This window comes from Microbacterium sp. SLBN-146 (assembly GCF_006715145.1).
Lineage (GTDB): Bacteria > Actinomycetota > Actinomycetes > Actinomycetales > Microbacteriaceae > Microbacterium.
This window is the reverse complement of record NZ_VFMR01000001.1, coordinates 3,110,806-3,132,886: the sequence shown is the minus strand read 5'-3', so window position 1 is coordinate 3,132,886 and position 22,081 is coordinate 3,110,806. Positions and strand designations below refer to the sequence as shown.

22 protein-coding genes are annotated in these 22,081 nt (G+C 66.7%); 20 read left to right on the top strand and 2 right to left on the bottom strand.

What is annotated here, in order from left to right:
• The first annotated feature begins 41 nt into the window (after positions 1 to 41).
• From FBY39_RS14090 to FBY39_RS14045, 10 genes are all read left to right on the top strand, one after another.
• Positions 42 to 560 (top strand): hypothetical protein, encoded by a 519-nt coding sequence (locus FBY39_RS14090; RefSeq protein WP_141932928.1) that lies wholly within the window; start codon positions 42 to 44, stop codon positions 558 to 560.
• Between the two features lie 55 nt (positions 561 to 615).
• The gene (gene murC / locus FBY39_RS14085) at positions 616 to 2,025 is read left to right on the top strand and encodes a UDP-N-acetylmuramate--L-alanine ligase (RefSeq protein WP_141932926.1); all 1,410 of its coding nucleotides are present in this window, start codon (positions 616 to 618) and stop codon (positions 2,023 to 2,025) included.
• A 3-nt stretch (positions 2,026 to 2,028) separates the two neighbouring features.
• A complete protein-coding gene (locus tag FBY39_RS14080; RefSeq protein ID WP_141932924.1) occupies positions 2,029 to 3,030 on the top strand; it encodes an FtsQ-type POTRA domain-containing protein in 1,002 nt (333 codons plus the stop codon).
• A gap of 150 nt (positions 3,031 to 3,180) precedes the next feature.
• A complete protein-coding gene (gene ftsZ / locus FBY39_RS14075) occupies positions 3,181 to 4,332 on the top strand; it encodes a cell division protein FtsZ (protein ID WP_141932922.1) in 1,152 nt (383 codons plus the stop codon).
• Positions 4,333 to 4,373: 41 nt separating this feature from the next.
• Positions 4,374 to 5,078, top strand: coding sequence for a YggS family pyridoxal phosphate-dependent enzyme (locus tag FBY39_RS14070; protein WP_260837996.1), 705 nt, complete (start codon positions 4,374 to 4,376; stop codon positions 5,076 to 5,078).
• Between the two features lie 32 nt (positions 5,079 to 5,110).
• Complete coding sequence (locus tag FBY39_RS14065) at positions 5,111 to 5,572, top strand: cell division protein SepF (protein ID WP_141932920.1); 462 nt, start codon at positions 5,111 to 5,113, stop codon at positions 5,570 to 5,572.
• A gap of 3 nt (positions 5,573 to 5,575) precedes the next feature.
• Complete coding sequence (locus tag FBY39_RS14060) at positions 5,576 to 5,878, top strand: YggT family protein (protein WP_141932918.1); 303 nt, start codon at positions 5,576 to 5,578, stop codon at positions 5,876 to 5,878.
• 123 nt (positions 5,879 to 6,001) lie between these two features.
• On the top strand, positions 6,002 to 6,607 hold the full coding sequence (locus FBY39_RS14055; RefSeq protein WP_141932916.1) for a DivIVA domain-containing protein: 606 nt from the start codon (positions 6,002 to 6,004) through the stop codon (positions 6,605 to 6,607).
• A gap of 9 nt (positions 6,608 to 6,616) precedes the next feature.
• Positions 6,617 to 7,381 carry a signal peptidase II gene (gene lspA, locus FBY39_RS14050; protein ID WP_396652282.1) on the top strand — a complete coding sequence of 255 codons (765 nt, stop codon included), beginning with the start codon at positions 6,617 to 6,619 and terminating at the stop codon, positions 7,379 to 7,381.
• Positions 7,381 to 8,301 (top strand): RluA family pseudouridine synthase, encoded by a 921-nt coding sequence (locus tag FBY39_RS14045; protein WP_141932914.1) that lies wholly within the window; start codon positions 7,381 to 7,383, stop codon positions 8,299 to 8,301. The genes lspA and FBY39_RS14045 overlap by 1 nt, the downstream gene beginning before the upstream one ends.
• Positions 8,302 to 8,335: 34 nt before the next feature.
• Here FBY39_RS14045 and FBY39_RS14040 read toward each other — a convergent pair whose 3' ends face one another.
• Positions 8,336 to 8,806, bottom strand: a complete 471-nt coding sequence (locus tag FBY39_RS14040; RefSeq protein ID WP_141932912.1) for an NUDIX domain-containing protein — start codon at positions 8,804 to 8,806, stop codon at positions 8,336 to 8,338.
• A gap of 57 nt (positions 8,807 to 8,863) precedes the next feature.
• On the opposite strand from FBY39_RS14040, the gene dnaE reads away from it, so the two are divergent.
• From dnaE to FBY39_RS14015, 5 genes are all read left to right on the top strand, one after another.
• Complete coding sequence (gene dnaE / locus FBY39_RS14035; protein WP_141932911.1) at positions 8,864 to 12,382, top strand: DNA polymerase III subunit alpha; 3,519 nt, start codon at positions 8,864 to 8,866, stop codon at positions 12,380 to 12,382.
• Positions 12,383 to 12,482: 100 nt separating this feature from the next.
• Entirely contained in the window at positions 12,483 to 13,460 is a 978-nt protein-coding gene (locus tag FBY39_RS14030) for a hypothetical protein (protein ID WP_141932909.1), read from the top strand.
• 9 nt (positions 13,461 to 13,469) lie between these two features.
• Positions 13,470 to 14,771, top strand: a complete 1,302-nt coding sequence (gene hisD / locus FBY39_RS14025) for a histidinol dehydrogenase (protein ID WP_141932907.1) — start codon at positions 13,470 to 13,472, stop codon at positions 14,769 to 14,771.
• 11 nt (positions 14,772 to 14,782) lie between these two features.
• Positions 14,783 to 15,256, top strand: a complete 474-nt coding sequence (gene nrdR, locus FBY39_RS14020) for a transcriptional regulator NrdR (protein ID WP_141932905.1) — start codon at positions 14,783 to 14,785, stop codon at positions 15,254 to 15,256.
• 10 nt (positions 15,257 to 15,266) lie between these two features.
• On the top strand, positions 15,267 to 16,301 hold the full coding sequence (locus FBY39_RS14015; RefSeq protein ID WP_141932903.1) for a quinone-dependent dihydroorotate dehydrogenase: 1,035 nt from the start codon (positions 15,267 to 15,269) through the stop codon (positions 16,299 to 16,301).
• On the opposite strand, the gene FBY39_RS14010 is transcribed toward FBY39_RS14015, so the two are convergent.
• Positions 16,276 to 16,854 carry a DUF3043 domain-containing protein gene (locus tag FBY39_RS14010; protein WP_186336957.1) on the bottom strand — a complete coding sequence of 193 codons (579 nt, stop codon included), beginning with the start codon at positions 16,852 to 16,854 and terminating at the stop codon, positions 16,276 to 16,278. The two genes, FBY39_RS14015 and FBY39_RS14010, sit on opposite strands and share 26 nt — an antisense overlap.
• Before the next feature lie 46 nt (positions 16,855 to 16,900).
• Here FBY39_RS14010 and FBY39_RS14005 point away from each other — a divergent pair, with 46 nt between their 5' ends.
• From FBY39_RS14005 to FBY39_RS13985, 5 genes are all read left to right on the top strand, one after another.
• Entirely contained in the window at positions 16,901 to 18,295 is a 1,395-nt protein-coding gene (locus FBY39_RS14005) for a dipeptidase (RefSeq protein ID WP_141932899.1), read from the top strand.
• 86 nt (positions 18,296 to 18,381) lie between these two features.
• On the top strand, positions 18,382 to 18,747 hold the full coding sequence (gene erpA / locus FBY39_RS14000; RefSeq protein WP_141932898.1) for an iron-sulfur cluster insertion protein ErpA: 366 nt from the start codon (positions 18,382 to 18,384) through the stop codon (positions 18,745 to 18,747).
• Between the two features lie 154 nt (positions 18,748 to 18,901).
• Positions 18,902 to 19,789 carry a cytochrome c oxidase subunit II gene (coxB, locus tag FBY39_RS13995; protein ID WP_141932896.1) on the top strand — a complete coding sequence of 296 codons (888 nt, stop codon included), beginning with the start codon at positions 18,902 to 18,904 and terminating at the stop codon, positions 19,787 to 19,789.
• 2 nt (positions 19,790 to 19,791) lie between these two features.
• Complete coding sequence (gene ctaD / locus FBY39_RS13990) at positions 19,792 to 21,555, top strand: cytochrome c oxidase subunit I (RefSeq protein WP_141932894.1); 1,764 nt, start codon at positions 19,792 to 19,794, stop codon at positions 21,553 to 21,555.
• Entirely contained in the window at positions 21,556 to 22,020 is a 465-nt protein-coding gene (locus FBY39_RS13985; RefSeq protein WP_141932892.1) for a cytochrome c oxidase subunit 4, read from the top strand.
• Positions 22,021 to 22,081: the final 61 nt, after the last annotated feature.

Here is a 22,081-nt window from a genome sequence, read left to right as displayed (position 1 = left end):
CGTCGACACTCTCGACATGAGACCGCTCGAGGAGGTGTCGCATGAGAACCACATCGACGCGCGCACAACCGGTACTGGCGGTCCTTCTCGCTCTCAGCCTCGCTTCGTGCGCGTCACCGCCCGCCGTGTCTCCGACGTCGCCGCCGAGCCCCGCCACCGAGGGAACGGCATCCGATGCTGCGTCGCCCGGTGGTTCGCTCCGCCCCGCCGGGCCGGACGACAGGGTCACGTTCCTCGAGCGGTTCGACATCCCTTCGTGCGGTCACGAACGGCTCGGTCAGGGGCAGGAGATCCCTGACACCGCGGTCGAGTGCCTGGCAGATCCCGGCACCGATGGAGCGGAACTCATCGTGACGGCCCCGACGACGGAGGGGGACCCGATCGTGACGTACTACCGCGCGGATCCGGATGGGTCGGTGGAGATCTGGGTCGACATGACGCAGGACTCCTACGGCGGCGGGTGGAGTCATCTTCGCTGCCCTGATGCGCAGGCCGTCCTCGACCTCGGAGGGTGCGATACGGACGATGCCGATGTGGAAGGCGACGAGAACGGGCAGTGAGCGCGCCGCGCGCCGATGCCGCGGCATCCCATGCCCGACTTAGGATCGTAGGGCCATGATCCGACCTGACCTGAGCCTGCCCATCCCCGAGACGATCGAGGCCGCCCACTTCATCGGTATCGGCGGCTCCGGCATGTCGGGACTCGCGAGGATGTTCCTCGAACGCGGCATTCGCGTCTCCGGATCAGACCGCGCGGACAGCCCGGGGCTGCGTCAGCTCGAGGCTCTCGGGGCTACGGTCTTCGTCGGCCACGATGTCGCCCATCTGCCGATCGACGCCGACACGGTCATCCACACCGGCGCGATCTGGCCCGAGAACCCCGAGTTCGTACAGGCGAAGGCGCGGGGACTCCATGTCATCCACCGTTCGCAGGCTCTGCATTGGCTCATCGGAGGGCGACGTCTCGTGTCCGTCGCGGGAGCGCACGGCAAGACGACGTCGACAGGGATGATCGTGACGGCGCTGCAGGCGCTCGGCCTCGACCCGACATTCGTCAACGGGGGTGTCATCGAGCAGCTGGGCGTCTCGAGCGGCACGGGGTCGGACGAGTTGTTCGTCATCGAGGCGGACGAGTCCGACGGCACCTTCCTTCTGTACGACACCTCGATCGCCCTCATCACCAACGTCGATCCCGACCATCTCGACCACTGGGGGTCGCGCGACGCCTTCTACGACGCGTTCGCAACGTTCGCCGACACCGCGAGCGAATCCGTCGTGATCTCGTCCGACGATCCCGGGGCCATCGTCGTGCGGGAACGTCTCACTCATACGCGGGTCCTGACGTTCGGTGCGGCCTCCGACGCGGACGTCCGGGTCATGGACGTCACGACCGACGGCCCTGTCGCTTTCACGCTTCGCTACGGCGGCGACGAGGCCGAGGTGCGCTTGGCGATCCCCGGGATCCACAACGCGATCAACGCGGCCGGCGCCGTCGCGGTGCTGCTCTCTCTGGGGGTCGCGTTCGAAGACGCCGCCCGCGCGGTCGAGGGTTTCTCGGGCACGGCGCGTCGCTTCGAGCTGCACGGGGTCATGCGCGGGGTGAGCGTTTACGACGACTACGCGCACCACCCGACCGAAGTGGCAGCGGCGCTGGCCGCGGCGCGAACGGTCGTGGGTGGCGGACGCATCATCGCCGTCCACCAGCCGCACACGTACTCGCGGACGCGTGCGATGTACCAGGAGTTCGCTGACGTCCTGGAGAAGCACGCCGATCACACGGTGGTGCTCGACGTCTACGGCGCGCGCGAGGATCCTGTTCCGGGTGTCACGGGCGCGCTCGTGAGCGGAGCCTTCATCGATCCCGCGCACGTGGCGTTCGTCGCGGACTGGCAGGACGCCGCGGACTACACGGCGTCCGTCGCCCGCGACGGCGACTTCGTCGTGACGCTCGGCTGCGGCAACGTCAACCTCATCATCCCGCAGGTCCTGGAGGCCCTCGACCGCACGGCGACCACGGGGGAGTAGCTGGTGCGCCGACCGCCCCCGCTCCCGCAGTCACCGACGCAGCCCGACGCTGCTCCGTCGTCGGAGCGGTCCCGCCGGCCCGCAGCGGCGACGGCCGACGAAGCCGCCGACGTCGACGCCCAGCTCACGGCTCCGATCATCCCCTTGGATGCCCCTTCCGCCGTTTCCTCGCCGTTCGCGACATCCGACCCGACGACGGATGCCGTGGGTGCCGCGGAGCACCGTCGCGACCCGGATGAGACCATCCGCGCCCGCGACGTGTGGACGGCGGCGCGCGCGCGTCGAAAGGCTCTCCGCGCAGAGGTCAGGCGGTTCACGGGCCGCCAGCGCCGCCGCCGTGCGATATGGCTCGGTGTCGCCGCGTCCTTCCTCGTCCTGGTCGCTGTCACGTTCGGCGCCGCCTACAGTCCGCTCTTCGCCGTCGAGGAGATCACGATCGTCGGGGCGAGCTCGCTCGACACCGCCGCAGTCGAAGCCGCGCTGGGCGACCAGGTCGGCGTTCCGCTGGCGCTGGTCGACGACGGCGACGTCAAGGCCGCCCTCGTCGGGTTCCCCCTCGTGGAGTCGTACACGCTCGAGGCGCGCCCCCCGCATGAACTCGTCGTCAGGATCGTCGAGCGCACGCCCATCGGATACATCGAGACGCGTGCCGGCTTCACGCTCGTGGATGCGGCGGGAGTCGGCCTGACGACGGTCCCCGCGCCCGGTTCGGACGCCCCTGTCCTCACGATCCCGGGGGGCGTCGACACGCCGGCGTTCGAGGCGGCCGGGCGCGTCATGCGCTCGCTTCCCGACACCATCCGGCCCCAAGTGACCGCCGTGAGCGCGACGACCCCCGACGACGTGAGGCTGACGCTCGGGGGTGCCAACGCAACTATCGTGTGGGGGAGTGCCGACGACTCCGCGCAGAAGGCGCTGGTCCTGGAGCGGGTCATGATCGCTCGTCCCCCCGACTCCGTCAGCGTCTACGACGTCTCCTCACCCGAGGCCGTCGTCGTCAACTGACCGGTTCTCGACAGCGATGTCGCGACACGCCCGCAGCGTGCGGGCAGTCGGAGCGACGCCCGCTTACTTTCGAGTCAGGAATTGCATACTGAGCAATTCTTTAAACCTCTAGATGAGGTTGAAGGTTTGGTTCGGGAGACGGAGGCCGGCATGAGCCAGAACCAGAACTACCTCGCAGTCATCAAGGTGGTTGGCGTGGGTGGTGGCGGCGTCAACGCCGTCAATCGCATGATCGAGCTCGGACTGCGAGGTGTCGAGTTCATCGCGGTGAACACCGACGCGCAGGCGTTGCTCATGAGCGATGCCGACGTCAAGCTCGACGTCGGACGCGAACTCACCAGGGGACTCGGTGCGGGTGCCGATCCGGAGGTCGGGCGTCGCGCCGCAGAAGACCACGCGGAAGAGATCGAAGAGGCGCTGCGCGGCGCCGACATGGTGTTCGTGACCGCCGGTGAAGGTGGTGGGACCGGCACCGGTGGTGCCCCCGTCGTCGCGAAGATCGCGAAGTCGATCGGCGCGCTCACGATCGGTGTCGTCACGAAGCCCTTCTCGTTCGAAGGCCGTCGACGTCAGCAGCAGGCCGAGTCGGGCGTCTCCAAGCTCAAAGAAGAAGTCGACACGCTCATCGTCGTGCCGAACGATCGTCTTCTCGAGATCAGCGACCGCGGAATCTCGATGATCGAGGCTTTCGCCACGGCCGACCAGGTGCTTCTCGCCGGTGTGCAAGGCATCACCGACCTCATCACGACGCCGGGACTCATCAACCTCGACTTCGCGGACGTCAAGTCGGTCATGCAGGGCGCGGGTTCGGCTCTCATGGGCATCGGCTCGGCCCGCGGGGCAGATCGAGCCATCAAGGCCGCCGAGCTCGCCGTCGAATCGCCGCTTCTCGAAGCGTCGATCGAGGGTGCCCACGGTGTCTTGCTGTCGATCCAGGGCGGATCGAATCTCGGGATCTTCGAGATCAACGATGCCGCTCAGCTCGTCAAGGAGGCAGCGCACCCCGAAGCGAACATCATCTTCGGTACCGTCATCGACGACACGCTCGGCGATGAGGTGCGGGTGACGGTCATCGCCGCGGGATTCGACGGAGGTGAGCCCCAGTCGCGCATCGAGCCGATCACGGCCGCCCGTGTCGTCGCTGCACCCGTCGTGCCCGCGACCGCAGCGGCTGATGCCGCCCGCGACGTCGAGCCGGTCGCGAGCGAGCCGGAGAAGGTGTCCGTCAGCGCCGTCGTCCCCGATAGCTATGACTCGGCTTTCGGTGACGACGACCTCGACATCCCCGATTTCCTGAAGTAGACGCAACAGCCCGGCGACGGGTTCTGGAGACGAGAGATACTGTGCTGCCGCCCCCGGAACCTGTCGCCGCGCTCGCCGCGCGCCTCGCTGACGTCGATGAACGGATCGACGGCGCGCTCCGCCAAGCCGGCCGCGAGCCTGGCGACATCGTCCGCATCGTCGTGACGAAGTTCCACCCTGCTCGTCTCGTGGCAGACCTCGTTCAGCTCGACGTCGGTGACGTGGGCGAGAACCGTCAGCAAGAATTGTCGGCCAAGCGGGCGGAGCTCCCTGAGCTGGACGTGCGCTGGCACTTCGTCGGGCAGGCGCAGACGAACAAGGCTCGCGCGGTGCGTGCGGCGGCATCCGTCGTCCACTCGGTGGATCGAGCACGGCTGGCCGACGCTCTCGACGCCGCCGCGGATGCGGACACTCCCGTTCTGGATGTCCTCCTTCAGGTCAACCTCACGGACGACCCGGCGCGTGGCGGGGTTCAGCCGGAGGGACTTGAAGCGCTTGCGGAGCATGTCGCAGCGCTCCGGACCCTGCGTCTGCGGGGCATCATGGCCGTCGCGCCGCTCGACGAAGCACCCGCCAGTGCGTTCGCGCGGCTTCACACCTACAGCGATCGGGTGCGCTCTGTCGCACCCGATGCGAAATGGATCTCCGCCGGAATGACGGCGGATTTCCCCGAGGCGATCATCGCCGGTGCGACACACCTGCGGATCGGCTCGGCAATCACGGGACCGCGGCCGATTCGCGGTTAACCTCGGAACAGACGAGCACTACGGAGGATGCGATGTCGAACCCGCTCAAGAAGACCATGGTGTACCTGGGCCTCGCCGATGAGGAAGAAGCCTATGAAGAGCCCGCGCCGCAGCAACGTGGCCGCAAGACCGAAGCCGTCGTCGAGAAGGCAGCACCCGTGACTCCTATTCACCGCCCGACCGTCGTGCGTCAGCCCGCGCCCGCCGCGATCAGCGAAATCCTCACCGTGCACCCGAAGCAGTACCGCGACGCACAGGTGATCGCCGAGAACTTCCGCGACGGCGTGCCCGTGATCATCAACCTCTCGCAGATGAGCGACGCCGATGCGCGCCGCCTCATCGACTTCGCGAGTGGTCTCTCGCTCGGCCTGTACGGCCGCATCGAGCGCGTCACGAGCAAGGTGTTCCTCCTCTCGCCCGAGAACGTCGCCGTGTCCGGTGACGGCGCTGTCGCGCAGGCGGACCCTGAGTCCGTGCCTTTCGCGCAGTCCTGATCCGTGGAAATCGTCCGCTTCGTCGCGGCGATCCTCAACGTCGCGCTCGTCCTGTACGTTCTCGTGCTCTTGGCACGTCTCGTCCTCGAGTGGGTGCCCTTCTTCAATCGGGAATGGCGTCCGCGCGGCGCAGGGCTCGTCGCGGCCGAGATCGTCTACTCGCTGACCGATCCTCCGATCCGACTCTTCCGGCGCCTCATACCTCCGTTGCGCGTCGGTGGAATCGCGATCGACTTCGGCTTCGCCTTGACGATGCTCCTCTGCTTCATCCTTCTCTCGGTCACGCGCGCCTTCATGGCGGCGTGACGACCATCACCATCTCCACACCTGGCGAACGCCACGGCTATGCTTGCTGAGTACGGCTTGCCGCGGGCAGCTCCGTCCACAGACCGTTTGCCAGCGACCTGAGCGCTCGAAAGAGGAATCACTATGGCATTGACACCCGATGACGTCGTCACCAAGCAGTTCCAGCACGTCCGGTTCAAAGAGGGCTTCGACCCCGATGAGGTGGATGACTTCCTCGACGAGATCGTCGTCGAATGGCGCAAGGCGCTTGCCGAGAACGAAGAGCTGAAGGCGAAGCTCGCCGCCTACGAGTCGGGTGCTTCGGCACCTGCCGCGGCTGAGGAAGAGCCGGTGGAGGCCGAAGAGGTCGAAGAGGCGCCCGCTCCGGCACCGAAGACCGTGTCCGCCGATGAGACCGGTTCGGCAACGGCCACCGCCGGAATCATCGAGCTGGCACAGCGCCTTCACGACGAGCACGTCGCAGAGGGCATCGCCCAGCGCGACCAGCTCATCTCGGACGCGAAGTCCCAGGCCGCCGCGATCATCTCCGACGCAGAGACGCGCGGTCGCGAGGAGAAGGCCCGTCTCGATCGCGAGCGGGTCGCCCTCGAGGGCCGCATCTCCGAACTCCGCACGTTCGAGCGCGACTACCGCGCCCAGCTCCGCAGCTACATCGAGGGCAAGCTCCGCGACCTCGAGACCACGGCCACGACGTCGGGCTCCACGCCCGTGTCGGCCATCGGCCTCTGAGCCTGCCTGTTGTCGGACGGACCTGAGCGGATCGTGCGCGCACAGCGCATGGGCGCAGCGGCGGCCGGCACCATCGTCGCGATTCTCGCGGCCGTGGTGCTGGCCGCCGACCAGTTCACCAAGTTCCTCGCCCTCGAGAATCTGCCACTTCAGGAGAACGTCCCGGTCCTCGGCGATTTCTTCAGCCTCTACCTCGTCAAGAACCCCGGCGCGGCGTTCTCACTCGGCGAGGGCGTGACGTGGATCTTCACGATCGCGCTCGCTGCGGTCGCAGGTGTGATCGTCTGGCTCGCGGCCACCCGCGTGCGGTCGCGGGTCTGGGCGATCGTGATGGGACTGCTGCTGGGCGGCGTCCTGGGCAACTTGACCGACCGGATCTTTCGCGAGCCCGGGTTCGCCGTCGGGCACGTGATCGACTTCATCAATACGCCGTGGATGTGGTTCTTCCCCGGTATGTCGCCGGCGATCTACAACATCGCCGACATCTTCATCGTGTGCGACATGATCGTCGTCGCCCTCTTGGTCATCCTGGGAGTTCACATGGACGGAACCCGTGACACGCGTCGCCGCAGCGAAGACGACGACACCATTCTGGGTGAGGGCGACGAAGTTCCGCCGGGCGGCCCCGTCGCCGGATTCGGGAACGAATTCCCCGTGGCTGACGCCGATGCGGGCATCCCCGCTGACGAGCGCGGGCTTCCCCCGCTCACTCCGGCTCAGCAGCGCGAGGTCGAGCGGGAGGCGGATCGCCGAGCCGGCGACAGCTCCGTCTGATGCCATCGCGACTCCTTCCCGTCCCCGACGGCCTCGACGGCGTGCGCGTCGACCAAGCACTCTCGAAGATGCTCGGGTTCTCCCGGACGTTCGCCGCAGAGATCGCCGAGTCGGGCGGGGTGCTCCTCGACGGACGGCCGGCGGGTAAGTCCGACCGCGTGCGCGCGGGGGAGATGATCGACATCTCGTGGGAAGACAAGCAGCCTCCGACCGTCGTGCCGATCGCTGTTCCGGACCTCGGAATCGTGTTCGACGACGACGACATCGTCGTCGTCAACAAGCCGAGCGGGGTCGCTGCGCATCCGTCGGTCGGCTGGGATGGCCCGACTGTGCTCGGAGCACTGGCAGCCGCCGGTTTCCGCGTCGCCACGACGGGGGCCGTCGAGCGGCAGGGGATCGTCCATCGGCTCGACGTCGGCACGAGCGGACTCATGGTCGTCGCGAAGAGCGAGCGGGCGTACACCGAGCTCAAGCGCGCCTTCAAGGCGCGCGAGGTCGAGAAGATCTATCACGCGGTGGTGCAGGGGCATCCGGATCCCCTCGAGGGCACGATCGACGCGCCTATCGGTCGGCATGCCACGCATTCGTGGAAGTTCGCGGTCACGCCGGAGGGCAAGGACTCCGTCACCCACTACGAGACGCTCGAGGCTTTCCCGGGCGCGTCGCTGCTCGAGATCCATCTGGAGACCGGGCGCACGCACCAGATCCGTGTGCACATGGCCGCCCACCGGCATCCGTGCGTCGGCGACCCGCTCTACGGAGCCGACCCGACTCTCTCCGCTCGGCTCGGTCTGTCGCGCCAATGGCTGCATGCGCGCGAACTGTCTTTCGCGCACCCGGGTTCGCGGGAGTGGGTCACCTTCGGGTCGGACTATCCGGCCGATCTCGCGCACGCTCTCGAGGTGCTCCGCGCAGACTGAGGTGTCCGGGCTCGTGCGGGATGCGGCGTGAAGGTCACCGCGACTCGAACCTCGCAGCGCCGCGGACGGTGAGCGCGGCCTCGACGCGCTGACGCATGTCCTCGCCCATCGGCGGGAGGGCACGGGCGTCGAACCATGCGACCTCGGTCATCTCGCCGTCGACCGGCACCGGCTCGCCCGAGACCCAGCTGCAGCGAAAGGTCAAGTCGAGGTAGTCCGCCTGGTCGCCGTTGCCGTACGTGATGCGCGGGATCTGGTGCACCCAGGCGAGATGCTCGACGAGGCACACGATTCCGGCCTCCTCGAGCGTCTCCCGCGCCGCGGCCACCGCCGGCTCCTCCCCGGGATCGATGATGCCGGTGATCGGCGTGAGCGCGCCCGTGTCGCTTCGGCGACCGAGGAGCACGCTGTCACCGCGGAGCACGACGGCGGTGACGCCCGTGAGTGTGAGGGGGTGGGTTCCGATCATGCGCCGCAGTTCGAGGATGAAGTCGGGAGTCGCCATGCGCTCAACTCTAGGCAAACCAGTCCGAGTGTCTGACGGGCTTCGTAGACTCGTGTCGTGGCATCCGACTCCTTCGTTCATCTGCACGTGCACAGCGAGTACTCCATGCTCGACGGAGCGGCCCGCATCGGCCCGATGGTGTCGGAGGCCGTCCGTCTGGGGATGCCCGCGATCGCTGTCACCGACCACGGCAATACGTTCGCTGCGTTCGAGTTCTACCGGGCGGCGAAAGAGGCCGGCATCAAGCCCATCGTCGGGATCGAGGCCTACGTCACGCCCGGCACGCACCGCAGCGACAAGGCGCGGGTGAGGTGGGGGACGCCCGAGCAGACCAACGACGATGTCTCGGGCTCCGGCGCCTACACCCACATGACGCTCCTCAGCGAGTCGACCGAAGGCATGCACAACCTTTTCCGACTGTCGTCCCGCGCGAGCATGGAGGGCTACTACTTCAAACCCCGCATGGACCGCGAACTGCTCCAGAAGTACAGCAAGGGGCTCATCGCGACGACCGGGTGCCCCTCGGGCGAAGTGCAGACGCGGCTCCGGCTCGGGCAGTACGACGCGGCGCGTGCTGCTGCGGCCGAGTTCCAGGACATCTTCGGCAAGGAGAACTACTTCGCCGAGATCATGGATCACGGTCTGTCTATCGAGCGGCGGGTCATGAGTGATCTGCTCAAGCTCTCGAAGGAGCTGAGCATTCCGCTCGTCGCCACGAACGACCTTCATTACACGCACCAGCATGACGCCACGAGTCATGCGGCGCTGCTGTGCGTGCAGTCGGGTTCGACCCTCGACGATCCGAAGCGCTTCAAGTTCGACGGCGACGGCTATTACGTCAAGTCCGCGGCCGAGATGCGCCAGGTGTTCCGCGATCACCCCGAGGCGTGCGACGCGACCCTGCTCATCGCCGAGCGCTGCGAGGTCGAGTTCAACACCTCGGCCAACTACATGCCGCGATTCCCGGTTCCCGACGGCGAGACGGAAGAGTCGTGGTTCGTCAAGGAGGTCGAGAACGGTCTGCGCGAGCGGTACCCCGACGGCATCCCCGATGCGGTGCGGGCACAGGCGGAGTACGAGACGGGGGTCATCTCGCAGATGGGGTTCCCCGGCTACTTCCTCGTCGTCGCCGACTTCATCAACTGGGCCAAGCGAAACGGCATCCGCGTCGGGCCCGGCCGTGGCTCCGGCGCGGGGTCGATGGCGGCCTATGCGATGAAGATCACCGACCTCGACCCGCTTCAGCATGGACTCATCTTCGAGCGCTTCCTCAATCCCGACCGTGTCTCGATGCCCGACTTCGACGTCGACTTCGACGATCGGCGCCGTGGCGAAGTCATCCAGTACGTGACCGAGAAGTACGGCGACGAGCGTGTCGCGCAGATCGTCACCTACGGCACGATCAAGGCGAAGCAGGCGCTGAAGGACGCAGGCCGCGTTCTGGGCTTCCCGTTCAGCATGGGAGAGAAGCTGACGAAGGCCATGCCCCCCGCCGTCATGGGCAAGGACATGCCCCTCGGCGGCATGTTCGACAAGGAGCACCCGCGCTTCAAGGAGGCGAGCGAGTTCCGCGCTCTCATCGAGACGGACCCCGAGGCGAAGACCGTCTTCGACACCGCGGTCGGGCTCGAGAACCTCAAGCGCCAGTGGGGTGTGCACGCCGCCGGCGTCATCATGTCGTCCGAGCCGCTCATCGACATCATCCCGATCATGCGACGGGAGCAGGACGGTCAGATCGTCACGCAGTTCGACTATCCGTCGTGCGAGGCGCTGGGCCTCATCAAGATGGACTTCCTCGGGCTCCGCAACCTGACGATCATCAACGATGCGCTCGACAACATCGAGGCGAACAGAGGGACCGCCCTCGTCTTGGAAGATCTGGAGCTCGATGACGCGGCGGCGTACGAGCTCCTTTCCCGGGGAGACACGCTCGGCGTCTTCCAACTCGACGGCGGGCCGATGCGCTCGCTCCTGAGGCTTCTGAAGCCCGACAACTTCGAAGACATCTCGGCCGTCATCGCCCTCTATCGACCCGGGCCGATGGGGGCGAACTCCCACATCAACTACGCGCTGCGCAAGAACGGGCAGCAGGAGATCACCCCGATCCACAAAGAGTTCACCGACTCGCTTTCCGAGATCCTCGACACGAGCTACGGCCTGATCATCTATCAGGAGCAGGTCATGGCCATTGCGCAGAAGGTCGCAGGCTTCAGCCTCGGACAGGCGGACATCCTCCGGCGCGCGATGGGCAAGAAGAAGAAGTCCGAGCTCGACAAGCAGTTCGAGGGCTTCCAGGCGGGCATGCATGCGAACGGATACTCGGACGACGCGGTGAACAAGTTGTGGGAGATCCTTCTCCCGTTCTCCGATTACGCGTTCAACAAGGCGCACTCGGCTGCCTATGGACTCGTCTCCTACTGGACGGCGTACCTGAAGGCGCACTATCCCGCCGAGTACATGGCGGCACTCCTGACGAGCGTGGGTGACTCGAAGGACAAGATGGCCGTGTACCTCAACGAGTGCCGGCGCATGGGCATCAAAGTGCTTCCGCCTGACGTGGGCCAGTCCATCCGATACTTCGCCGCTGTCGACGAGGACATCCGCTTCGGGCTCGGTGCTGTGCGGAACGTGGGAGCGAACGTCGTCGACGGAATCGTGACGTCGCGCGGAGAAGACGGTTTCGCGAGCTTCCACGACTTCCTCGCCAGAGTGCCCGCGCATGTGGCGAACAAGCGCACCGTGGAGTCGTTGATCAAGGCGGGCGCTTTCGACTCGCTCGGGTCGACACGTCGCGCACTCCTCGAGATTCATGAGGACGCGACGGAGCAGGCCGTCCTCGACAAACGACGCGAGGCCAACGGCGAGGTGGGGTTCGACTTCGACAGTCTGTGGGGAGACGACGAGCCTCAGCAGGTCACAAAGGTGCCCGAACGCCCCGAATGGACGAAGAAGGACAAGCTCGCCTTCGAGCGCGAGATGCTCGGTCTGTACGTCTCCGATCATCCCCTCGCGGGTCTGGAGATCCCCCTCGCCAAACATGCGTCCATGACGATCCACGACCTGCTGTCGAATGAGGATCTGGCGGACGGTGAGCAGGTCACGATCGCGGGACTCGTCACGAATGCCCAGCATCGTGTCGCCAAACAGAGCGGAAATCCCTACGGGATGATCACGGTCGAGGACTTCGACGGTGAGGTCACCGTCATGCTCATGGGCAAGACCTACACCGAATTCGCCTCCATGCTGCAGGCGGACTCGATTCTCGTCGTCCGCGGCCGGATCTCACGCCGCGATGATGGGCTTAACCTGCATGCGCAGTCGGTGTTCGCTCCGGACCTCGGGAGCACGGAGGCGTCCGGGCCACTCGTGCTCGTCATGCCGGAGCACCGGGCGACCGAGCCGGTCGTCGGGGAGCTCGCGGCTGTTCTCGAGCGTCATCGTGGCGATACCGAGGTCGTGCTGAAGCTGCACAAGGGGTCCGCCGCGAAGGTCTTCGAGGTGCCGATGCCGGTGTCGATCACAGCGGATCTGTTCGGCGAGTTGAAGGGATTGCTCGGCCCGCAATGCCTCGGGTGAGCGACCCCGAACACGACCCCGCATCTCGCGTGCATCCCGACGGGAGTCGGCCCCGCGGGTAGGATCGTGTGCACCCCCGCCCGTTATCGGAAGGATCATCGTGAGCGACCACCAGGACGAGAACATCGGCCTCGAGGGCGATCAGAACGCTTCCTCCGACGTACGACTCGACGAGACACCGCAGTACGGCGTCGGACCATTCTCGGTGCGCGAGGTCGCTCTCGCCGGTGTCTGGCTCGTCGCGTTCGTGCTGTCGTTCTTCCCCGTCGCCGCCGTCTTGGTCGGCCGGGACAGCCTGCTGTTCGGATTCGGGTCTGTCTGGACGACAGGTCTCGGCTGGATCCTCACGATCGGCCTCCCGACCATCGCCGTCTTCCTGATCGGCCTGCGTCGTCTGTCGCCCGACGGGATCCGCCGGGTCGGCTCGCTGGGCATCGATCAGTTCGCGTCGGTGGCGTTCTCCGTCTCAGCCGTCGTCTGGCTGCAGATCGTGTGGGAGACGGTGGCGTTCACGCTCGCGGGCGGAGACTGGTTCCGTTCTTGGGTGATCTGGGCTCAACTGATCCTCATGCTCGCGGGCGTCCTCCTCACCGTCTTCGCGCCCCTCATCCCGCCTTTCGCTCAGGACTTCGTCGGTCGCCGCGAGGTCCCCGCGCATCGGAACGCGCGCCCGGTCCGCCCTGTGTCCGCGCGGCCCGCACGCCCCGCCGACCCGTCTCCTGCTCCTGCCGCAGCGCCGACAGCCGACACGGGATCGGAGCACGTCGTCTTCGAGGATTCGGCGGACGTCGACGCGACGACGGAATCGTGGATGTCCGATGACGTTACCGGTGCCTATGAGCCCGTCGACCAGGTCGAGGCCGCGGCGGACGAGCCCGCGGCGCACCGTCACCAGGCGTTCTGGGCTCTCGTCCCCGAGGAGCGCGATGTCGTCGACGACAGCGGAGCCGCACTCTTCCGCATCGGGCCGACCGCGTGGGCTCTCGTCATCGAAGAGTACGACGATCACTTCGTGGTCCGTCACGAAGACGGTCGGGTCGGGCGGCTGCACGACACAGACGGCGTGACTCGGGGCTGACGACGACGAATGATGCGAACGATCGATCTGCGCGGTCGGGACCTGTCCGCAGCTGAGCTTCTTGCGGCTGTCCCTCGGGCGGCTGCCGCGCGAAATGAAGCACTGGAGACAGCGACCAGGCTCGTGGCGGATGTCCAGGCCGACGGTGCGGACGCGCTGCGGAGCCAGGCCGAGCGCTTCGACGGAGTGACGGGCCACGCGATCCGCGTGCCCGCCGAGCACCTTGAAGAAGCACTCGCGCTTCTCGATCCGTCCATCCGATCCGCGCTCGAGTCCGCGATCGAGCGCGTGCGTGCGGCTTCGATCGCCCAGGTCCCACCGTCCGTCACGACGCACATCGCTCCCGGAGCATCGGTCACCCAGCGCTGGCAACCCGTGCGGCGCGTCGGACTCTACGTTCCCGGCGGCAAGGCGGTTTATCCGTCGAGCGTCGTCATGAACGTCGTTCCCGCGCAGGTCGCGGGCGTCGAGCGCATCGGGCTCGCCTCTCCGCCCCAGCGAGACAGCGACGGTCGTGTCCACCCCGTGATCCTCGCGGCGGCGCGTCTGCTCGGCGTGGATGAGGTCTATGCGATGGGAGGCGCGGGGGCGATCGCGGCTTTCGCCTACGGTGTTCCCGAAATCGGACTCGATCCCGTCGATGTCGTCACCGGCCCGGGCAACAACTTCGTCGCAGCCGCGAAGCGTGCCGTTGCGGGGCGCGTCGGCACGGACTCGGAAGCCGGCGCGACCGAGATCCTCATCGTGGCCGATGAGAGCGCCGATCCGACTCTTGTCGCCGCCGACCTCGTCAGTCAGGCCGAGCACGACGAACAGGCCTCGGCAGTCCTCGTCACGACATCAGAGGACCTCGCCGAAGCCGTGCGCGAATCCGTCGCTGCGGCCGCCGCTGCAACGCGGCACGCACAGCGCGTCGAGGCGGCGTTGGCAGGCCCGCAGTCCGCCATCGTCATCGTCGATGATCTGGCCCGCGCTGCCGACTTCAGCAACGCCTATGCGCCTGAACACCTCGAACTTCACGTCGCGGACCCGCGCCCCGCCGACTTCGTCCACGCCGGCGCGGTCTTCGTCGGCCCCCACACTCCGGTGAGTCTCGGCGACTACCTGGCCGGGTCGAATCACGTCCTCCCCACGGGAGGGCAGGCGCGCTACGCCGCGGGGCTGTCCGCATCCACGTTCCTTCGTCCGCAACAGGTGATCGAATACGACCGCGCTGCTCTCGCCGAGGTGAGGGCTGCCATCGTCACGCTCGCCGAGGCTGAGCAGCTTCCGGCGCACGGTGAGGCCATCGAGGCCCGCTTCCCGGCGTAGTCTTCTGTCATATGCATTGCCCGTTCTGCCGCCACTCCGATTCCCGCGTCATCGATTCGCGAACGAGCGATGACGGCCTCAGCATCCGTCGACGCCGTCAGTGCCCCGAGTGCGGAGGACGCTTCACGACGATCGAGACGGCAAGCCTCAACGTCATCAAACGCTCGGGCGTCATGGAACCGTTCAGCCGCGAGAAGGTGATCTCGGGTGTGCGCAAGGCGTGTCAGGGACGCCCCGTGACAGAGGGAGACCTCGCCGTGCTCGCTCAGCGCGTCGAAGAGTCGATCCGACAGACCGGCGCTTCGCAGCTCGACGCGAACGAGATCGGATTGGCGATCCTCGGCCCGCTGCGCGAGCTCGATGAGGTTGCATACCTGCGGTTCGCCAGCGTGTACCAGGCCTTTGACTCGCTCGAGGATTTCGAGACGGCGATCGGCCAGCTGCGAGACGATCACCCGCGCGAGGAGGCGAGCGCCGAGCGCTAGCCTGGAAGCGATGTATCCGCTTCTCTTCCGGACAGTTCTGTCCCGCATGGATCCCGAGTCCGCTCATCACGCTGCGATGGTCGTCATCCGGATGCTCGGCACCCGACCGCTCGCGTGGGCCCCGCGCCTTCTGGCTCGCCCCGACGCGTCACTTCGCACGTCGGCTCTCGGGCTCACATTCGAGTCGCCGTTCGGTGTTGCTGCCGGCTTCGACAAGGACGTCACAGGCGCCCAGGGTCTGTGGGCGCTCGGATTCGGTCACGTCGAAGTCGGCACGGTGACGGCGATCCCGCAGGCCGGCAATCCGCGTCCGCGACTCTTCCGTCTCATTCCCGACCGCGCCGTCGTCAACCGCATGGGATTCAACAACCATGGTGCCCAGGCGGCCGCGCGTCGTCTGGAGAAGCTCCGCAGGCGCCGCAACAGGCCGATCCTGGGTGTCAACATCGGCAAGAGTCGTGTCGTCGATGTGAGTGACGCGACGGCCGACTATGAACGGAGCGCCACCCTCCTCGCTCCGCTCGCCGACTATCTCGTCGTGAACGTCTCGTCACCGAACACACCGGGCCTTCGCGGACTCCAGGCAGCCGAAACGCTCCGCCCTCTTCTCGAGACGGTGCGGGCCGCGGCGGGCGACACACCGCTGCTCGTCAAGATCGCTCCCGATCTCACGGATGACGAGGTTGACGCACTCGCGGCCCTCGCCGTCGACGTAGGGCTCGCGGGACTCATCGCGACGAACACCACGATCTCTCGCGAGGGCCTGAAGACGGATGCCGCGACGGTCGCCGCCGCAGGCAACGGCGGCCTGTCGGGCGCCCCGCTGGCGGCACGGTCGCTCGACGTCCTCCGGCGCGTGCGCGCCGTCGTTCCGGCCGACTTCTGTGTCATCTCCGTCGGGGGAGTGGAGACGGCGTCAGACGTTCGAGAGCGTCTCGATGCTGGCGCGACCCTCGTGCAGGGCTACACGGGCTTTCTCTACCGCGGTCCCTTATGGGGCCGCCAGATCAACCGCGGGCTCAGGCGGGACGCTGCCCGCGCTTGACCTGCGGCTTGGGGAGGCGGAGGAACCGCATCTGGATCGTGCGCATCGCGGCGTACCAGCCCAGGCCCTTCTCCATCTTGTCGCCCCACTTGTCACGCGCAGCGCGCTTGACGCGGATCGACGTGATGACCATGTCGCCGATCACGAAGAGGATGAAGATCCACAGTGCGATGAACGAGTAGAACTGGATGCCGTAGACGGGGATGAAGGTCGCGATGATGACGACGACCATCGCGGGCATCACTGCCTCGCCGAGGTGCCAGCCCGAGTCGATGAGGTCGCGCACCCATCGGCGCTGCGGCCCGCGATCGCGAGCCGTGAGGAAGCGGTCGTCGCCGGCCGCCATGCCGACGCGCGCCTTCTCGCGCTGAGTCGCGAGCTCGGCGCGCGCGCGCGCCTTGGCCTCTTTCGTATCCGGTACGAGCGGCCGCTTGCGCGCCGCTTCCCGCTCGGCGCGGGTCGGAGTCGCGCGCCCCTTTCCGGCACCGGAAACGGGTGCGTCGACGTCGGTGGGAGCGTCTTTCGGCGCGGGGGCTGCGGGAGTCTTGGCCACGGTGATCCTCGGAACTGCGTCGGCGGGTGGACTTAAGATTACCCGCATGACATCAGACCCTTCCCGTCAGAAGTCTGTGACGGATGCCGCGACAGCCGGCATCCCCGCAGCACTCGCCGACCTCGGCTCCCTCGTGCGCATCCCCTCGGTCGCCTTCCCGGGGTTCGACCCGTCGGAGGTGCGGCGGAGCGCCGAGGCCGTGGCGCAGCTCGCCGAGGGCGTGGGGATCTTCGACCGTGTCGAGATCCGCGACGCGGCTCTTCCGGGCGAAGAGGGCCGCGGAATGCCGGCCGTCCTGGCGACCCGTGCGGCGCGCAACGGGCGTCCGACGATCCTGCTCTACGCGCATCATGACGTCCAGCCGACGGGCGATGACGCGCTCTGGGACTCGCCGCCTTTCGAGCCGACGGTGCGGGACGGGCGTCTGTACGGGCGCGGTGCGGCAGACGACAAGGCAGGCGTCATGGTGCACATCGGCGCGCTGCGGGCGTTCGCCGAGGCGCTCGGCGACGACACCGACCTCGGTATCGCGCTCTTCATCGAGGGCGAGGAGGAGGCGGGTTCGCGTTCATTCGGACAGTTCCTCTCCGACAACGCCGACGTGCTGCGCGCCGACGTCATCGTCGTGGCGGACTCGGGCAATTGGGACGCGCGCACACCCGCGCTGACGGTTTCGCTCCGCGGCAACGTGCGCTTCACGATGACCGTACGCACTCTCGAGCACGCCTCGCATTCGGGGATGTTCGGCGGGGCCGTCCCCGATGCGACCATGGCCGCGATCCGCCTGCTCGCTTCACTGTGGAACGAGGACGGGTCGGTCGCCGTCGCGGGTCTCCTCGAGAGGGACGCCGCGACACCCGAGTACTCGGAGGCGACGCTGCGCGACGAGGCCGGTCTCTCCGAGGGGGTGCGGCCGATCGGCGACGGCACGATCCTGAGCCGGATCTGGAACAAGCCGTCCGTCACCGTCACGGGAATGAATGTCCCCACGGTCGTCAACGCCTCCAACACCCTCACGCCCGAGGTCTCGGTCGTGATCAGTGCGCGTGTCGCCCCCGGCCAGTCAGCGCGTGAGGCCTACACCGCCATCGAGGCGCACTTGCGCGCGCACGCCCCCTTCGGGGCTCGACTGAGCTTTGACGACCTTGACCTCGGTGACGGCTTCCTCGTCGACACGAGTGGCTGGGCCGTCACCGCGGCGCGAGACGCCCTCGAAGAGGGCTACGGCGTGGCGGCCGTCGACCTCGGTGTCGGCGGCTCCATCCCGTTCATCGCCGACCTCGTGCGCGAATTCCCCGACGCTCAGATCCTCGTCACGGGCGTCGAGGATCCCCACGCGCGTGCGCACAGCCCCAACGAGTCACTTCACCTCGATACGTTCCGGCACGCCCTCATCGCCGAAGCGCTGCTCCTCGAGAAGCTCGACCGGCGGGACGGCTGACGCCGCCCGATTCGTCGTGGTTCCACGCCGTTGGGCTATAGCTGGGCGTAGAATCGTGGCATCCGCACGCTCTTTGGAGGACGCACATGACCGACACCGCACTGTCGACCGACCAGACGACGCGCGCCCACGGCGTGCTTCTCACCGACGCCGCAGCCCTGAAGGTGCGCACGCTCCTCGAGCAGGAGGGACGCGATGACCTTCGCCTTCGCGTCGCCGTCCAGCCCGGCGGATGCAGCGGCCTGATCTACCAGCTCTACTTCGACGAGCGCTACCTCGAGGGCGACCAGGCGGTCGACTTCGACGGCGTCGAGGTCATCGTGGACGACATGAGCGTGCCGTACCTCGACGGCGCGACCATCGATTTCAAGGACACGATCTCCGAGCAGGGCTTCACGATCGACAACCCCAATGCCGCGGGGAGCTGCGCCTGCGGTGACAGCTTCCACTGACGTGGATCACGAGCCGGACCCGACCGCTTTTTCGCGGCCCGGGTCCGGCTTTTTCGTGTTCGCGCGACTCGACAAGCTGGGTGGATGGCCTGAATCGTCTGGGCGCTTGCTCTAGACTGGACCAAGACACATTCGCGACCCGGAAAGGTGCACCGTGCCCTCGAAACGACGCCTCCGCTGGGCCGTTCTCCCGCTCGGGATCGCAACGGCGGCGGTTCTCGCCGGTTGCACCCCGACGGAGCTCAACGGCTATCTGCCGGGCTTCATCGAGGACGGCACCCCCACCACGAATCAGACCGAGATGGTCTCCGGCCTGTGGGTCAATTCGTGGATCGTCCTCCTCGCCGTCGGCGTCATCACATGGGGTCTCATGGGATGGGCGGCGATCGCCTACCGTCGCCGCCGCGGGCAGACGGGCCTTCCCGTCCAGCTTCGCTACAACATGCCCATCGAGATCTTCTACACGGTCGTGCCGTTGATCCTCGTCATCGGCTTCTTCGCCTTCACGGCGCGTGACCAGACGATCCTCGAGACCCAGACGGAAGATCCCGACGTCTCGATCGTCGCGATCGGCAAGCAGTGGGCGTGGGACTTCCAGTACAACGGCGACTCCGAAGACGACACCGTCTGGTCGATGGGCGTTCAAGCTCAGACCAACGACGCCGGCGACGTCGTCAGCGAGCTGCCCACGCTGTACCTGCCGGTCGACAAGACCGTCAAGATCAAGCTCCAGTCGCGCGACGTCATCCACTCCTTCTGGATCATCGACTTCCTCTACAAGAAGGACATGTACATCGGCAAGGACAACTACTGGTCCTTCACGCCGACCCGCGAGGGTGAGTACGCCGGCAAGTGCGCAGAGCTCTGCGGCGAATATCACTCGATGATGCTCTTCAACGTCAAGGTCGTCAGCGAGGACGAGTACGAGGACTACCTCCAGACGCTCGAAGCCGCAGGTCAGACCGGCGACATCAACGACGCGTACGACCGACTTCAGAACGCGCCCGGGACGGGCGCTCCCGCATCCGAGGGAGACCACTGACCATGGCGACGACACTTCCCCTCAACGAGGCGACTCCGGGTCGCCCGACGACCCTCCCGCCCCGACAGGCCGCTCTGCTGAGCTCGAGCCGCGTCGAGCAGAAGGGCAACATCGTCGTCAAGTGGATCACCTCCACTGACCACAAGACGATCGGGTACATGTATCTGATCGCGTCGGTCATCTTCTTCATGCTCGGTGGCGTGATGGCCCTCATCATCCGCGCGGAGCTCTTCGAGCCCGGCATGCAGATCATCCCGACGAAAGAGCAGTACAACCAGCTCTTCACGATGCACGGCACGATCATGCTGCTGATGTTCGCGACGCCGCTCTTCGCGGGCTTCGCCAACGCCATCCTGCCGCTGCAGATCGGTGCACCCGACGTCGCGTTCCCGCGCTTGAACGCCTTCGCGTTCTGGCTGTTCCTGTTCGGTTCGACGATCGCGGTCGCGGGCTTCCTGACTCCGCAGGGCGCGGCGTCGTTCGGCTGGTTCGCCTATCAGCCGCTCGCGAGTGCGACCTTCTCGCCGGGTATCGGTGGAAACCTCTGGATGCTCGGTCTGGGCATGAGCGGTTTCGGTACCATCCTCGGTGCCGTGAACTTCATCACCACGATCATCACGATGCGCGCTCCCGGCATGACGATGTGGCGCATGCCGATCTTCTCGTGGAACACGCTCGTCACGAGCATCCTGATCCTGATGGCGTTCCCCGTCCTCGCCGCGGCCATCCTCGCCGCTGCCGCGGACCGCGTGCTCGGAGCACACATCTACGACCCGCAGAACGGCGGCGTGCTCCTGTGGCAGCACCTGTTCTGGTTCTTCGGACACCCCGAGGTGTACATCATCGCGTTGCCGTTCTTCGGCATCATCTCCGAAGTGCTGCCGGTCTTCAGCCGCAAGCCGATCTTCGGGTACAAGACCCTCGTCTACGCGACGATCGCGATCGCTGCGCTCTCCGTCGCGGTCTGGGCGCACCACATGTACGTCACGGGCGCCGTGCTTCTGCCGTTCTTCGCCCTCATGACGATGCTCATCGCCGTGCCGACCGGTGTGAAGATCTTCAACTGGATCGGAACGATGTGGCGAGGCTCGGTGACATTCGAGACCCCCATGATGTTCTCGCTCGGGTTCCTCGTCTCCTTCGTCTTCGGTGGCCTGACGGGCGTCATCCTCGCTTCGCCGCCGCTCGACTTCCACCTCTCCGACTCGTACTTCGTCGTAGCGCACTTCCACTACGTCGTCTTCGGCACCGTCGTCTTCGCGATGTTCGCGGGCTTCTACTTCTGGTGGCCGAAGTGGACCGGCCGCATGCTCAACGAGCGTCTCGGCATGGTGCACTTCTGGATGCTTTTCATCGGGTTCCACATGACGTTCCTCGTCCAGCACTGGCTCGGCGTCGACGGCATGGTCCGCCGTTACGCCGACTACTCCGCCGCTGATGGATGGACGTGGCAGAACCAGCTCTCGACAATCGGTGCGATCATCCTGGGCGCGTCCATGATCCCCTTCCTGTTCAACGTCTGGATCACGGCACGCAAGGCACCCAAGGTCACCGTCAACGACCCGTGGGGCTACGGCGGCTCGCTCGAGTGGGCGACGTCGTGCCCGCCTCCTCGCCACAACTTCACGTCGATCCCGCGCATCCGCAGCGAGCGTCCGGCCTTCGATCTCAACCACCCCGAGGCCGGCGTGCCGGTCGGTGTGGGCCCCGCGAAGGACGCGCCCGATGCGCCCGCTTACGACCTCGACGAGGGAAAGGTCAAGTAAGTGCGCACCAACACACGGATGTGGTGGCTCCTCAGCGGGTTCTTCCTTCTGACGACCATCCTCTACACCGTCTGGAACCTGATCGCGCATTGGGACACCAATGCGACGGGAGGGCAGCAGCTCGGTACCACCATCGCCCTCTCCGTCGAGTGGGTCGGGTCGACAGCGCTGCTCTTCGTGACGCTCATGTCGGTCTTCATCGCCTTCTATATCGGTCGCGTGCACAAGGCCCAGGGCGGCGAGCTCCCCGAAGACACTCTGACGGCGGACATCGACGATGGTGACCCCGAACTGGGCGAGTTCAGCCCGTGGTCCTGGTGGCCGATCGTTCTCGCCGGTGCTGCGGGCATCGCGATCCTCGGTCTCGCGGTGGGTGTGTGGATGTTCCCGATCGGCATCGCCATCTTCGTGGTCGCCATCGTGGGATGGGTCTACGAGTACTACCGCGGCTACTTTGCGCGCTGATGACGCGATGAACTTCTGCCGCTAGTTTGCAGAGAGCGATCCGGGCGCACGTCGCGCCCGG

What these genes read in the sequence shown, in the direction of transcription:
- erpA (WP_141932898.1), top strand. Translation starts at nt 18,382, where the DNA reads ATGACCGACACCGCACTGTCGACCGACCAGACGACGCGCGCCCACGGC.
- nrdR (WP_141932905.1), top strand. Translation starts at nt 14,783, where the DNA reads ATGCATTGCCCGTTCTGCCGCCACTCCGATTCCCGCGTCATCGATTCG.
- FBY39_RS14015 (WP_141932903.1), top strand. Translation starts at nt 15,267, where the DNA reads ATGTATCCGCTTCTCTTCCGGACAGTTCTGTCCCGCATGGATCCCGAG.
- ftsZ (WP_141932922.1), top strand. Translation starts at nt 3,181, where the DNA reads ATGAGCCAGAACCAGAACTACCTCGCAGTCATCAAGGTGGTTGGCGTG.
- FBY39_RS14045 (WP_141932914.1), top strand. Translation starts at nt 7,381, where the DNA reads ATGCCATCGCGACTCCTTCCCGTCCCCGACGGCCTCGACGGCGTGCGC.
- ctaD (WP_141932894.1), top strand. Translation starts at nt 19,792, where the DNA reads ATGGCGACGACACTTCCCCTCAACGAGGCGACTCCGGGTCGCCCGACG.
- FBY39_RS14065 (WP_141932920.1), top strand. Translation starts at nt 5,111, where the DNA reads ATGTCGAACCCGCTCAAGAAGACCATGGTGTACCTGGGCCTCGCCGAT.
- FBY39_RS14005 (WP_141932899.1), top strand. Translation starts at nt 16,901, where the DNA reads ATGACATCAGACCCTTCCCGTCAGAAGTCTGTGACGGATGCCGCGACA.
- FBY39_RS14055 (WP_141932916.1), top strand. Translation starts at nt 6,002, where the DNA reads ATGGCATTGACACCCGATGACGTCGTCACCAAGCAGTTCCAGCACGTC.
- murC (WP_141932926.1), top strand. Translation starts at nt 616, where the DNA reads ATGATCCGACCTGACCTGAGCCTGCCCATCCCCGAGACGATCGAGGCC.
- FBY39_RS14090 (WP_141932928.1), top strand. Translation starts at nt 42, where the DNA reads ATGAGAACCACATCGACGCGCGCACAACCGGTACTGGCGGTCCTTCTC.
- hisD (WP_141932907.1), top strand. Translation starts at nt 13,470, where the DNA reads ATGATGCGAACGATCGATCTGCGCGGTCGGGACCTGTCCGCAGCTGAG.
- FBY39_RS14040 (WP_141932912.1), bottom strand. Translation starts at nt 8,806, where the DNA reads ATGGCGACTCCCGACTTCATCCTCGAACTGCGGCGCATGATCGGAACC.